Raw genomic sequence first — 12,181 nt, forward strand, 5'->3', positions numbered from 1 at the left:
GATGGTCCCAGCACCATGACCGGTAAGGGAAGCGTGAGGATCTGCTCCCCGCACGCGCAGGGATGGTCCCGCGGTGTCACCCGTGATCGTGGTGGTGTTCCCCTGCTCCCCGCACCCGCGGGAACGGTCCCACGGACTATTGGCTCAACCGGGACCGGACGTCCTGCTCCCTGCACCCGCGGGGATGGCCCCCGGACCGGCCGGTACTGCATCCAGATCGAGACTTGCTCCCCGCGCACGCGGGGCTGGTCCCGGCCTTCCGACGGGCATCACCGGGTGGGTCAGCTGCTCCCCACACTCGTGGGGATGCTCCAAGGCCGTCGATGATGACGGTGGTACCGCCCGGCTGCTTCGCGCCCGGGCGGGGATGGTCCCGTGTCCGTGGTCGTCATGAGGGTCGCGACCGGGTGCTCCCCGTGCGCTCGGGGATGGTCCCAACGACGTGCCGTACGACCGCGAGAAGACGTACTGCTCCACCGCACGTGCGGGGATGATCCCAACATGGTCTGGGACGACACCGGCACCCCGGGCTGCTCCCTGTACACGCGGGGATGGTCCCCTGCACGTGGAGAAGTTCGCCCAGGACACGTTCTGCTCCCCGCACCCGCGGGGATGGTCCCATGATCAGGTTGCCGTCCTGGTCGATGCGGCCCTGCTCCCGGTACGCGCGGGGATGGTCCCCGAATAGGCCCGGAAAGCGGGCAACCCCGGCCCTGCTCCCCGCACGCGCGGGAATGGTCCCGAGGGCGGCGTCCATGCCACCTCCAAGACGCTTTGCTCCCCGCACGCGCGGGTATGGTCCCATGGCCATGAAACAACCGAACGGCCAGACGATTTGCTCCCCGCGCGCGCGGGGATGGTCCCGAGGCCAGGGAATCACCAGTCGCGATGAGCCCCTGCTCCCCGCACGCGCGGGGATGGTCCCTCGAACCGGTTCACCCTGGTCCCGTCCCCGTCCTGCTCCCCACACGCGCGAGGATGGTCCCGCCCTGCTCGGACAGCATCGCGCCGTGATCCACTGTTCCCCGCACCCGCGGGGATGGGCTTGGCAGCAAGTTGCCCATCGAGACGGATGTCAGCTGCTCCCTGTACGCGAGGGGATGGTCCCGTCTGGGAGCAGGCTAAGGGCCTCGCGGACAACTGCTCCCCGCAAGCGCGGGGATGGTCCCTTCCTCAAGAAGGTCCGCGATGTGGCACTTGTCTGCTCCCCGCGCGCGGGGATGGTCCGGCGACAGGGAGCTTCGCGACGCCGATCTGGCCCTGCTCCCCGCACCCTCAGGGATGGTCCCGGAACGCTGATCGGCTGCTACCTGAAGGTCGACTGCTCCCTGCACATGCGGGGATGTTCCCATCTGGCCTCCAGCGCGGATGCGGAGGAGGAGCTGCTCCCCGTGCCCGCGGGGATGTTCCAGTGTCGACTGCGGTGGGCTGGACGATCCCGTACTGCTCCCCGCACCCGCGGGGATGTTCCCGCCACGATCTCCCCGGGCACAGCGGCCGCCGTCTGCTCCCCGCACCCGCGGGGATGTTCCCCACGTCGGCATCGTCACCGCCGTGCCAGCGTCCTGCTCCCCGCACCCGCGGGGATGTTCCCTGGGCGACGCCGTTCGGCGTGAACTGGGCAGCCTGCTCCCCGCACCCGCGGGGATGTTCCCGCGACGTCCTCGAACCAGGCGAGGGCCTCGGGCTACTCCCCCGCACCCGCGGGGATGTTCCAGACTGTCCCGCCATCGAGCCGGGGAGTTCCTCCTGCTCCCTGCACCCGCAGGGATGTTCCCCACTCATGCATGAGTTCGTGGAAGATGTTGTGCTGCTCCCACCCGCGGGGATGTTCCCGGGTAGCCGCAGTGACACCACTCTGCGCGGGGATGTTCCCGGCACGACCTGGTACTACTACAGACCACCACCTGCTCCGCGCACCCGCGGGGATGTTCCCGGCGCGCTGTGATGGACGAGGATGTCGCTGTGCTGCTTCCGCACCCGCGGGGATGTTCCCATCTGGCTGGCGTAGAAGGCCTGCGCGGTGCCCTGCTCCCCGCACCCGCGGGGATGTTCCCGACCTCCTGCAGGGCGAGGCCATGGCCACGGCCTGCTCCCCGCACCAGCGGGGGTGTTCCCTGGTACGGGTTGTACCTGAAGACCGGGCTCAACTGCTCCCCGCACCCGCGGGGATGTTCCCGTCTCGCCGAAGAGCGGCCCGAGGGTCTTGCCCTGCTCCCCGCACCCGTTTCGGCCGATGCCCGGCCCGCCACGCTCACCGCCACCGCTGTCGTGCTCGGCTGCCTGACCCCCGTGTGGTACCGCTGCGCCGTGTCCGCCACCGACGAATGGGCCGCGGCGGTCCGCGCCCTGGTCAACACGGGGCGCAAGCCCCTCGCCGAGAGCCTCGGGCTGGTCCTGCCCGCGGACATCGCGGACGAGCGCAGGATGTGGACCTTCGTCGGCAAGCTGTCCCGACTCCCGTACGACGACAGGGCCGCGGCTCTCAATCCGTACCGGAACGCACCGCCGTCCGGGCCTTCGCCGACCTGACGTAATGATGCGAAACGGTGGGGCGTTCCGGGTCGCTGACGTCCAACATATTGATCAGAAACTCATGGCGTTCACTCGTCGAGGACCTAGTGGACGTGTCGGCCGCCGAAGTATCCGCGCACGATGTGGGGTTGGCGTTGTCGGCGGTGGAAGAACCGGCATGTCTCGGCGGCGAGTTCGGCCTGGTCTCTGACCCGGTGGGTGTGGGGCAGGCTGCGTTTGAGGTCGGCGTTGACCAGCTCGTCCGGGTTCAGCTCGGGTGAGTACGAAGCAGGAAGTGCAGCTCGATCTGGTCCTTGTGGTCGGCGAGCCAGGTCCGGACGGCCTTCGCGCGGTGGGCGGAGTGCCGGTCGACGATCAGCTGGACCTTCCGGTCGAAGTGCCCGGTGAGCCGGGCGAGGAAGCGGCACATGACCTGCGCGTCGAAGGTCTCGGTGAAGACCATGAAGTGCATCCGGCCGCGGGTGCTGATCGCGGACATTGACATGGACGTCTTCGCCAAGCTGTCCACTTCGTCAATTGGCTCGGTGCCCGGGACTGGAGTCGCCGACAAGACCCGCTGGGGCCTGACCATCGACCCCACCGAACACGCCGCGCTGTCCGAGGCCCTCAGCAACTGCCCCGACCAGCCCATCACCGTCACCCTCGCCCGCTGACCCCCGCACCAGCCCCCGCGGCCGCCGATGATCTGCCGTCGGCGGCCGCGGCTCCCTCGTCCGAGGCTCGGACCGGGTCGTGTACGACGCCGTACTCGCGGCCGAAGCGGTTGGCTTCTGCGGCGGAGCCCGTCATCCGGTGCAGCCACAACCCGTACGCCACCGAAGCGATCTGCTCCGTCGTCAGATACAGCCGCCACCGCTTGATCCCGTGATCACACGAGGCCGTACGGACCTGCTCCCCCAGCCCATCAGCCGGCGGCACCCGGAGCCGGCCGGTGAGGCCGACGAACACGCGCAGCGCCGCCATCTGCGACGGGATCAGCTCCACCACCTGCCGGTCTGCTTCCTCCCCGCCGGGCGAGGGCTCGGCGCGGGGACGCGAGCAGCCATAGGTAAGGGTGTCATGGCCGTGTGGCGTCAGTCGGGCCGCCCACCGCACGGGCCGCCCCTCCAGCGCCGACAGCTCCGCGCGGTCCTCTCGGCAGGCAAGCTTCACCAGACCCTGACTCTCCAGGGCGTTCACCTGCTGCTGGTGCGACAGGAGAAGCTCAGTGTCCAGCGTCCAGCCATGTCCGGCCGCCTGCCCGCGCTCACGCAGCGCCTCCAGCACCGACAGCGCCCTCTCCCAACTCCTCATCCCACTCCCCCGCCTTGTGCACCGCGCCCGTACCCGTTCGCCGACCGTAGACGCCGATGCCGGTCCAGGCAGCGCCAAGGCGGGGAAGGACAGCCCATCGAGGGAATCCGTCCGACGGTCAGCGCACTCTCGGAAAGCCAGCGGATTCACGGCCTGGCTGCCAACGAGGAGATCAGAGGAAAGGAGCAAGGGGCAGCCGTGACCGCCGGCACCCCTCGCGGCCAGCAGGCGCTCATGGTCTCGGGGGCGGAATAGTTGGCGTAAGCTGCAGGAATCCAACGCGGGGTGGAGCAGCTCGGTAGCTCGCTGGGCTCATAACCCAGAGGTCGCAGGTTCAAATCCTGTCCCCGCTACTGAAGCCTGAGGGGCCAGCACAATGTACTGGCCCCTCAGGCGTGTCCAGCCCCGGGGCACGTGGCGTTGCAGCACGCGCGCCGGACAGGCCGAACTGCGCCGTGGACACGACCGGGCGCCGCGCGGAGCGCGGCGCCAAAGCTCGACCGGCCCCGACCTCGCGAGACCGCCAATAGGTCCGCCCCGGTCGAAGGCACGTCTCACGCAGAGTCGATGTTGCTGCCATCAGCAGGACTGGTGATGGTGGTCAAGGCGGCTCGCCGGGAAAGTGCAAGCGTGGTCAGTAGCAGGGCGACCGCGGTGGCGGCTGCGCCGACGACCACGCAGGTGATGAACCCCTCTCTGAGGTTGTGCGTGGGCCCGAGGAGTGGGCCGAAGGCGGCGACGCCGATGGCTGCACCGGTCTGGCGGGAGGTGTTGAAGACTGCGGACGCGGCCCCGTGCAGGGCGGGTTCGACGGCGGCGATGGACTGCGAGGTCATGGTCGGCACCAGCAGTCCCGAGCTGAACCCGACGGGAACAAGGGCAAGCACCAGTAGCCAGAGCGCGGATGAGGTGCTGGCCCACGCCACCGCGAGGAACGTGGTGGTCAGGACGGCCTGGCCGATGCCCAGGACAGCGGTACGTCCGATCCGTCGCGCGAGTGGGGCGGCGCAGATGCTGCCGATCGAGATGAGGCCGGTCAGAGGCAGGAACAGAAAACCGCTGACAAGCGCGCTGAGCCCGCGGCCTTGCTGGAGCATCAGGCTCATCGCGAACAACAGCCCGTAGAAGGCGAAGTTGAACAATGCGCCTTGTGCGGCTGTGGCGACGAACCTGCGGTCAGAGTAGACGCCTGGCGGCAGGAGAGGTGCCCGGGAGGACCGTTCGACCCAGACGAAGCCGACGAGCCCGGTGACCGTCAGCGCGGCGGCGGTGATGGCTGCGGGGCTCAGCCAGCCCTGCGCGGGGGCTTGGATGAGCGCGAAGACCAGCCCGCCGATCAGTGCGGTCGCACAGCCCATGCCGACGATGTCGAGGCGCCGACTGCCGCGCGCGGTGGTAGGCATCGAGCGGATGCTCCACAAGGCGGCGGGGATCCCGATGACCACGTTGACGGCGAACACCGCACGCCAGTTCGCGAGCGCGACGAGCGCTCCGCCCATCAGCGGTCCGGCGGCCATTCCGACGCCCCCGGCGGCGGCCCACCAGCCGACGAGTCGGTTCCGCGCTTGCTCATCGGTTGCGGATGCCGTGGCCAGGACGAGCGCGCTTGGCAGCAATAGAGCGGAGCCCGCACCCTGCACCAACCGGGCGAAGTTGAGCACCAGCATCGAGGTGGCGGACGCGCAGACTGCAGAGGACGCGGTGAAGACCAGCAGGCCGGCCACGAAGGCCCACTTCGCGCCGAAGGTGTCCGTGATCGCGCCGGCACCGAGCATCACCGCGGCGAAGGAGAGGGTGTAGGCGTTGACCGCCCATTCGAGCTCGGAACGGGAGGCGTCCAGGTGCGAGGCGAGTTGGGCGAGAGTGAGGTTCACGATCGTGCCGTCGACGAAGACCATGAAGGCCGCGATCAGCGCGAGCACCACGACACCCCGACGGTGTTCGACAGCCATGGAAGCACTCATGACGTTGCAGGCCGCGCGCTGCCCGCCGTTTCCTGGCTGCGGCCCGGTCTCGTGGCAGAGGCGGCTGCGACAGCCGTAGCCAGTGGGTCGCTGACTGGGTGGACGAGTATGTCAGCGAGGTCGGAGCTGGTGCCGTCCAGGAAACCGTGCCGGATGCCGGTCGCAATCGAGGCGAGCATGGGCGGCTGGAACGGCAACAAGTCCGGCATCTCATTGAGGAGCCTGCGCCGGTACTCGCCCAGGCCGATGGTCCGGTGCGGGACTCCGAGCCGGTCGGCTACGTCCGCTGTCGTGATCGGCGCGCCGGTCAGGTCGTAGGTGTGCCCGCTGTGTTGGGCCGGATCTGCTGCGATGATTGCCGCGGCTTCGGCGAGGTCCGCACGGGCGACCGCGGCCAGGGCTCCGTCGCCGAATGCGGACTCCACCCCGTCGTCGGCCCACATCAGCAGACCGCCGAAGAGTTCGGCATACAGGCCGTTGCGCAGGATCGTCCACGGCAGGCCGCAAGCGCGCACAAGCCGTTCGGTCGCACGGTGCGCCAGTGCGAAACCGAGGTGGTCGCCGGCACCGGTCAGGCTCGTGTAGATGACATGTCGGACGCCGTCTCGGGCGGCAGCGTCCAAGACGGCCGCGTGCCGCCCGACGACCTGGTCGTCCTCGCCGTAGCCGGCGGAAATCAGCGCCAAGGTCGATACACCGGCAAGGTCAATGCCGGAGTGGTCGTCGAAATCCAGCCGCCGCATCCCGTCACTCGGGGTGCGGCTACCGCCTGTCGCGATCGCACCGCGGGCATGCAGCGCCGCCAAAGTGGCCGAGCCGAGTTTCCCGTTCACTCCGGTCACCAAGATCATGTCAGTCACAGTCTTCCGTTGTGGTTCTCTTCGGTAACTAGGCTTGATCCTGATCCGCCCAGATACCGGCCACGAGGAGGCAGTTCGATGTCACCCGCGCACACTGAGGTAACCGCCCAGCCCGCCGACCTCGATCCCTGCGGACACGAAGATCACCCGGACTGCGGGATCCGCGATGTCCTGGACCGCATCGGCGACAAGTGGTCGGTACTCGTGATCGTCGAACTCGCCGGCGGGCCGCGTCGCTTCCGGGAGCTGCAACGCGCCATCGACGGCATCTCCCAGCGCATGCTCACCCTCACCGTGCGCAGGCTGGAACGCGACGGACTCGTCCACCGCACCGTGTACCCGACCGTCCCGGCTCAGGTCGACTACCGCCTGACTGAGACCGGGGCCAGCCTGACTCACCTGGTCAAAGCACTCACCGACTGGTCTCTCACGCATCGCGCCGTCATTGCTGAGGCACGGCACCAGTACGACCAGACCCACCCCGACCACGACATCCGGTAGCGGGGACCACTGTTGGCCTCACACCGAGCGTGTTGCCAGTGATGCCTGTAAACAACCTCATGGCCCGCAACATCTAGCCGTCACGGCCGTTGGCCCGCCTGCGACCAGAAGCGGGGGCCAGGTGGGCGCCAGCAGTCACCGATGCCGCCCGTTACTTCCCTTCATCGACGCCGGGACCGATCATGAGGTTCATGGTGTCAAGCATCGTCGTTCAGTACACCGATCTCCTACGGACCAGCCAGTACGACCTCTGGCGCAGGTTGCGAGAGCTGTTGAAGGGCCAGGGGCTCGACCCAGACCGGGCGGTTGTCGTCGATCTCCTGTAAGAGGGCCCATTCCACGAGGACGGGCAGGTCATCTCCGCCGACGGCAGGGTCTTCAAGTTCAGTCTCTTCTACGACCAGGCATCCGAGGACGGCGCCCAGAGCGCGGTGCTTCACGGCTGGACCGATATCACTGACCGCTGGCGGACCGGATCACGGGCCGCTCTCACTGCGGGCGCCTTCGCTTGGATGGCCCAGCTCGAAGGGCGAGGTTGATCTACAGCGCGAACGGAGAGGTTGGCCCCCGCTGTGTGTCTAACTGCGTGACAACGCCGACGAACAGAGGCGGACGAGCGCGGACGCCCATGGACGATCGCCTCAGGTGAGGGGCCACACCAACCCAAGGCAGCGGCCCCCGCTCAGTTGCTTCGGGACTCAGTCCCCGTGCCACTGCCGTGCCACGTCGTGCGGTTGCACGGGAGGTCAACGACATGCCTCCGGCAGGGGCGCTCAGGCTCCAGGATGGACGGGGCGCCGTTCGCGAGTGCCGGCCCGTGGTGGCGTGCGCGGGTTGCTCCCATCCCGTCCGCCATCGACCCAGGCAGAGCCGAGCAGCCGCGGCCCAGGGCGTCAAGGACGTTCGTACAGTGGCGCGCTCCACCTTGACGCCCTGAACCACGCCCGCTCCACGGTGTGTGGGCCGACGGCAGACGGGATGGGAGCTAAGTGGTGGGCGAAGGCGGTTGGCGACACATCGTCAATTGGCCACCCAGCTCTGCACACATGGCATCTTTTCGGCCAACATCAGCGGCTACGGTGTAGCTACAGGCTCGCAACGCTTTGTAGCTACACGCCGACCATGCATCCAGCACTGACGCCGAAAAACCCCGCGACACGGAGTCGCTGCGAGACCAAGCGCTTCGTTGCTGGAAGTGGGCGCCTGCTCGGCGACTGGATAGGGCGCCGGGCAAGGCGCTGCTACGGTCTCCGAACAGATCGACCGCCCGTCAATGGCAACCCCCGCAGCACTCCAGCCAGTTGCATCGCGACGCCTGCTGAAATCCGCACACCGAAAACCCGTATGGCGTCTGCCTCTGACAACTTTCGCCGTACGGGTTCCTCGATACCGGGACATTTAGGAGTAGTTCATGCAGCAACATGATCCCGTCCCAGATCTGACGGGCCACCAACCTAACGCACTGTCCAGTGCGCAGAATAGTACACCGAGGGGAATCGGCAAGTCATCCAGGAGCGCCCAGGCAGCGGCCTGGATCTCGGCCCTCGCTGCTCTGATCACAGCAATCACGGGCCTCGCAGTCGCTTTGATCGACCATTTCTGACTTGGCTGCGTGCCCCGAGCGTGCGTGCTCGGGGCACCGCAAAGGCACAACTATGCCGGACGGCTTGAGCCGTTGCTGCCGCTGGGCAAAAAGCCGGGCCGTCCACCGGTGTAGACCCGGCGGCAGTTGATCAACGGCATACAGTGGCGGACCAGGTAGGTCCGAGTTCATCCGCGTGTTCATGTGCCGCTCGGACTCCTACGTCATGGGATGGCGGCAGAGTGTCGAGGACGGTGCCGACGAAGTGACTTGGGGCAGCTTCTTCGTGCGGGACCCCGACGTGCAACTGCGGGCGCCACTACCGCCACCACGCGGTTACCAGGATGGCGTGTTCAACCACGGTGCCTCATTGGGACTGTGACCTTCATTCAGGCACGGGCCACTCATGAACCGCTGGCGGGTTACGGCCCGCTGTCGCCTCCGGAGGCCGGGTGGGACGGGACGGCCGGAAACGGTGACTGCCATCGGTCATGCGCGTTCCCGTCACGGACGGTTGGGCCGATTGCTATCGGTGTGGGGTGCACCTCTGAGCACGGAGCCGCAGCCCTCGGCGCTGGAGGACGCGCCCTGCTGCACGTCATGGCGAAAGGATCGGCGAGAGGTCCGCCCGAGGGTAGGGGGGATCTACGGGTGGAGTCCCGCCACGGGGCTCGGGTATTTCTACGGGTTGCCCCACAGGGTGGCTGCCTGGTTGGCTGTCCATCAGGACGCGGTCCGGGCGCGAGAGCTGAGGCCGAGCTCGGCCAGGATGTTCACCAGCACGGCCACTTCCCGTTCCCGGGACGTCAGCAAGCTTGGGGCGGGTACGGGGGCCGCGGCGACTGGCTCGGATGCCATGTACAGGGGGTACGCAAAAGCCTGGTCGGGGCCACGGTGGCTGCCGCCTTCCGCGAGGGCCTCTTCGTACGCCGCCGGCCCCAGGGGACGAACGGTTTCCTCTTCGCGCCAGACGAGCTACTCGGCCATGTGCGGGCCGAATGTGGAGAGGGGAGTTTCGATGTCCCGCCACAGGGAGGGTGAGAACTGGGGCCGAGTACTCATGGCCAATGGTGCATTCCAATCAGGCAGGACCACTCAGCCGCAATACCGGCATATGCCTTTGTTTCTCGTGATGTGACACTATGTTGCCTTGAATGCCATATCAGTGATCGAATACATCTTCGACGACAGATGGAGTCGCGTCACACAGGGGTGGCGCACGTGATCAGTAGTTGGTTGGCCAATGTTAACCGAATGCAGCGGACAAGTCCCCTCGCTGCGGTACAGACCCCCAAGAACGCCGGGGTGTTGAGCTGCCGGATGCTGGACCCGGTCAAAGAGCCTGTTTCCCAAGCGGAGTTCGTGGTGAGCGACGCGATGGGACGCAAGGTGGTGAGCGGCGGGACAGACCCGTTCGGGGCGTTCGTGACGACGATGCCTGCGGGGCGGTACCAGCTCGCATTGTCCGCCGAGGGATACATCCCGCACCGGGCGACCGTGACGGTCGAGGAGAACGTTCTGACCTCGCTCGGGGAGGTGACGCTCCAGGTGGCGCGGCTGCCGAAACTACCCAAGCCAGGGGACTGGGAGATCGAGCCGACGCATTCGTCGATCGCGTTCACCGTGCGGCACATCGGGCTCGCAAGGATCCACGGGCGGTTCAACTCGTTCGCGGGGGTGGTGCGGATTACGGATCCGGTGGAGCGGTCGGCGATGCACGTCGTGATCGACGCGGCCTCCGTCGACACCAACTTCAGGATGCGGGACGACTATGTTCGGTCGGCGGAATTTCTGGACGTCGAGCGGTTTCCCACGCTGGAGTTCTACAGCGAGCGGTTCGTGCACAAAGGCGGGAGCAGGTGGGCCGTAACGGGCGCGCTGTCACTGCACGGTGTGACGCGGACGGTGACTCTGGACGCTGAGTACCTAGGGATCGGCAATGGCCTGCAGGGAGAGGTGCGGGCCGCCTGTCTGGCACGGACCGAGTTGCACCGGGACGACTTCACCGTGAGCTGGCAGAAGATGCTGGCGCGGGGTATCGCGGTGGTGGGACAGACCATCGGGGTCGAACTGGATGTTCAGATCGTGCCGAAGGGCTGACGCGCGGTCCGGGCTCGGCGGGTGTGCCGGAAATGGCTCCGTGAGCGAGGGGAGGCATGTGAGACGCGTGCTGGTGCTGCCGATCGGGATGCCGCGGAGGATGAGGGTGGAGGCGCTTGCTGAGCAGATCCGCCCAGGCCATCGTCCGCTTCATTTACGCCGAGCTGGAAGCGTTCGCCACCGGCGGCGGTGAGAATGTCGATACTGAAGGGAGCGAGGAACTCCTGCGCAGCCTCAGCGCGGTGCTGCCGAGACACAGCAGGGCAACCTCGCCCGAGGCATGATCCTTCGCACCCTGGCCTCGCCGCTCACCGTCGCCTGGGTGACCGCGGATGCCGCCTACAGACAGGACTCCCGCTTCTGACGGTTCCTGGCAGAAGCCCAGCTCTCCTACGTCGTTGCCATGCCCAAGTCGCAGCCGATGAACGGCCAGCGCATCCACCACATCCTCGCTCCGGCTCCGCACGAGCTGTGGCAACATCCGTCGGCGGCACCAGGAGCCAAGAGCGAACAGCGATCACGTCGCCACGGATCTCACCATGGTCAGCGACGGCGTCCCGTGTGGCCTCCGGCATGGTGTTCACCGTGCCCGGCACCCCACATCGTCGACGTACATGGTGTCCCGGTACGCCGGGTCCTTCACGCCGGTCGACACCCACAGCGGACGCTGCTTGCGCTCTCCAGCGCGCTCCAGCGAGCGGTCGAGAACATCTCCTCGTACGCCTGGTAGGCAAGCCGGGCATGGGCGACGGCGGCCTTGCCGAGCAGCGCCTTGGCCTCGTCGGTGCCCAGGGCGTTCAGGCGCTTGTCGATCGCGGTGTCCATACGGGACACGAAGAAGGACGCCACCGAGTGGACCTCGAAGAGGTCCAGGCCCGCGGCCTTCGCCTTCTCCAGACCCGCCAGGTAGGCGTCCATGACCTCGCGGTAGCGCTCGAGCGAGAAGATCAGCGTGACGTTGACGCTGATGCTCTTCGCGATCACCTCGGTGATCGCGGGCAGTCCGGCCGGCGTGGCCGGAATCTTGATCAGCACGTTTTCGCGATCCACCAGCCAAGAAAGTTGCTCCGCCTCGGCGACGGTGGCATCGGTCTTGTGGGCGAGGCGCGGGTCGACCTCGATGGAGACCCGGCCGTCCTGACCGCCGGTCGCGTCGAACACCGGACGCAAAATGTCGGCGGCATCCCGTACGTCGGCCGTGGTGATCATGCGGATGGCCTCGTCGACGGTGACCTTGCGGACGGCGAGGTCGGTGACCTGTTGCTCGTAACTAGGGGTAAACCGGTGGCGAACAGGACCTTCCCGACCCGTCGCCTTCGACAAGGCTCCGTCTGGCCCGGACCTCG

General features: G+C 67.4%; 10 protein-coding genes, 1 tRNA gene and 2 pseudogenes. 7 read left to right on the forward strand and 6 right to left on the reverse strand.

Features of this window, described 5'->3' with window-relative positions:
• Window positions 1–2,127 precede the first annotated feature (2,127 nt).
• The gene (locus tag KVT44_RS38910; protein ID WP_217572341.1) at window positions 2,128–2,532 is read left to right on the forward strand and encodes a hypothetical protein; all 405 of its coding nucleotides are present in this window, start codon (window positions 2,128–2,130) and stop codon (window positions 2,530–2,532) included.
• Window positions 2,533–2,618: 86 nt separating this feature from the next.
• Here KVT44_RS38910 and KVT44_RS38915 read toward each other — a convergent pair.
• Window positions 2,619–3,016, reverse strand: a pseudogene (locus KVT44_RS38915) (transposase); the annotation flags it as partial.
• A gap of 1 nt (window position 3,017) precedes the next feature.
• On the opposite strand from KVT44_RS38915, the gene KVT44_RS38920 reads away from it, so the two are divergent.
• Window positions 3,018–3,188, forward strand: coding sequence for a hypothetical protein (locus KVT44_RS38920; protein WP_217572343.1), 171 nt, complete (start codon window positions 3,018–3,020; stop codon window positions 3,186–3,188).
• Here the strand turns inward: KVT44_RS38920 and KVT44_RS38925 are convergent.
• Window positions 3,172–3,828 carry a DUF6417 family protein gene (locus KVT44_RS38925; RefSeq protein ID WP_254650507.1) on the reverse strand — a complete coding sequence of 219 codons (657 nt, stop codon included), beginning with the start codon at window positions 3,826–3,828 and terminating at the stop codon, window positions 3,172–3,174. The two genes, KVT44_RS38920 and KVT44_RS38925, sit on opposite strands and share 17 nt — an antisense overlap.
• 279 nt (window positions 3,829–4,107) lie before the next feature.
• On the opposite strand from KVT44_RS38925, the gene KVT44_RS38930 reads away from it, so the two are divergent.
• Window positions 4,108–4,181, forward strand: a tRNA-Met gene (locus KVT44_RS38930).
• A gap of 201 nt (window positions 4,182–4,382) precedes the next feature.
• Here the strand turns inward: KVT44_RS38930 and KVT44_RS38935 are convergent.
• Complete coding sequence (locus KVT44_RS38935) at window positions 4,383–5,780, reverse strand: MFS transporter (protein WP_217572345.1); 1,398 nt, start codon at window positions 5,778–5,780, stop codon at window positions 4,383–4,385.
• Between the two features lie 8 nt (window positions 5,781–5,788).
• Entirely contained in the window at window positions 5,789–6,643 is an 855-nt protein-coding gene (locus tag KVT44_RS38940; protein WP_217572347.1) for an NAD(P)H-binding protein, read from the reverse strand.
• Between the two features lie 87 nt (window positions 6,644–6,730).
• On the opposite strand from KVT44_RS38940, the gene KVT44_RS38945 reads away from it, so the two are divergent.
• Window positions 6,731–7,153 carry a helix-turn-helix domain-containing protein gene (locus KVT44_RS38945; RefSeq protein WP_217572349.1) on the forward strand — a complete coding sequence of 141 codons (423 nt, stop codon included), beginning with the start codon at window positions 6,731–6,733 and terminating at the stop codon, window positions 7,151–7,153.
• Window positions 7,154–7,344: 191 nt separating this feature from the next.
• Window positions 7,345–7,479, forward strand: a complete 135-nt coding sequence (locus tag KVT44_RS60200) for a hypothetical protein (protein WP_302832158.1) — start codon at window positions 7,345–7,347, stop codon at window positions 7,477–7,479.
• Window positions 7,480–9,458: 1,979 nt separating this feature from the next.
• On the opposite strand, the gene KVT44_RS60205 is transcribed toward KVT44_RS60200, so the two are convergent.
• The gene (locus KVT44_RS60205) at window positions 9,459–9,593 is read right to left on the reverse strand and encodes a hypothetical protein (RefSeq protein ID WP_302832159.1); all 135 of its coding nucleotides are present in this window, start codon (window positions 9,591–9,593) and stop codon (window positions 9,459–9,461) included.
• Window positions 9,594–9,989: 396 nt separating this feature from the next.
• On the opposite strand from KVT44_RS60205, the gene KVT44_RS38950 reads away from it, so the two are divergent.
• Both KVT44_RS38950 and KVT44_RS38955 read left to right on the forward strand, forming a co-directional pair.
• A complete protein-coding gene (locus tag KVT44_RS38950) occupies window positions 9,990–10,835 on the forward strand; it encodes a YceI family protein (RefSeq protein ID WP_217572351.1) in 846 nt (281 codons plus the stop codon).
• 116 nt (window positions 10,836–10,951) lie between these two features.
• The gene (locus KVT44_RS38955; RefSeq protein WP_217572353.1) at window positions 10,952–11,119 is read left to right on the forward strand and encodes a hypothetical protein; all 168 of its coding nucleotides are present in this window, start codon (window positions 10,952–10,954) and stop codon (window positions 11,117–11,119) included.
• 231 nt (window positions 11,120–11,350) lie between these two features.
• On the opposite strand, the pseudogene tal reads toward KVT44_RS38955, so the two are convergent.
• A pseudogene (gene tal, locus KVT44_RS38960) lies at window positions 11,351–12,104 on the reverse strand (transaldolase); the annotation flags it as partial.
• Window positions 12,105–12,181 lie beyond the last annotated feature (77 nt).

It is taken from the genome of Streptomyces sp. GbtcB7 (genome assembly GCF_019091445.1).
Classification (GTDB): Bacteria; Actinomycetota; Actinomycetes; order Streptomycetales; family Streptomycetaceae; genus Streptomyces; species Streptomyces mirabilis.

Bases quoted from the DNA above. Each gene is read 5' to 3' on its own strand.
- KVT44_RS38920 (WP_217572343.1), top strand. From the start codon at position 3,018: ATGGACGTCTTCGCCAAGCTGTCCACTTCGTCAATTGGCTCGGTGCCC.
- KVT44_RS38925 (WP_254650507.1), bottom strand. From the start codon at position 3,828: ATGAGGAGTTGGGAGAGGGCGCTGTCGGTGCTGGAGGCGCTGCGTGAG.
- KVT44_RS38935 (WP_217572345.1), bottom strand. From the start codon at position 5,780: ATGGCTGTCGAACACCGTCGGGGTGTCGTGGTGCTCGCGCTGATCGCG.
- KVT44_RS38940 (WP_217572347.1), bottom strand. From the start codon at position 6,643: ATGATCTTGGTGACCGGAGTGAACGGGAAACTCGGCTCGGCCACTTTG.
- KVT44_RS38945 (WP_217572349.1), top strand. From the start codon at position 6,731: ATGTCACCCGCGCACACTGAGGTAACCGCCCAGCCCGCCGACCTCGAT.
- KVT44_RS60200 (WP_302832158.1), top strand. From the start codon at position 7,345: ATGGTGTCAAGCATCGTCGTTCAGTACACCGATCTCCTACGGACCAGC.
- KVT44_RS60205 (WP_302832159.1), bottom strand. From the start codon at position 9,593: ATGGCATCCGAGCCAGTCGCCGCGGCCCCCGTACCCGCCCCAAGCTTG.
- KVT44_RS38950 (WP_217572351.1), top strand. From the start codon at position 9,990: ATGCAGCGGACAAGTCCCCTCGCTGCGGTACAGACCCCCAAGAACGCC.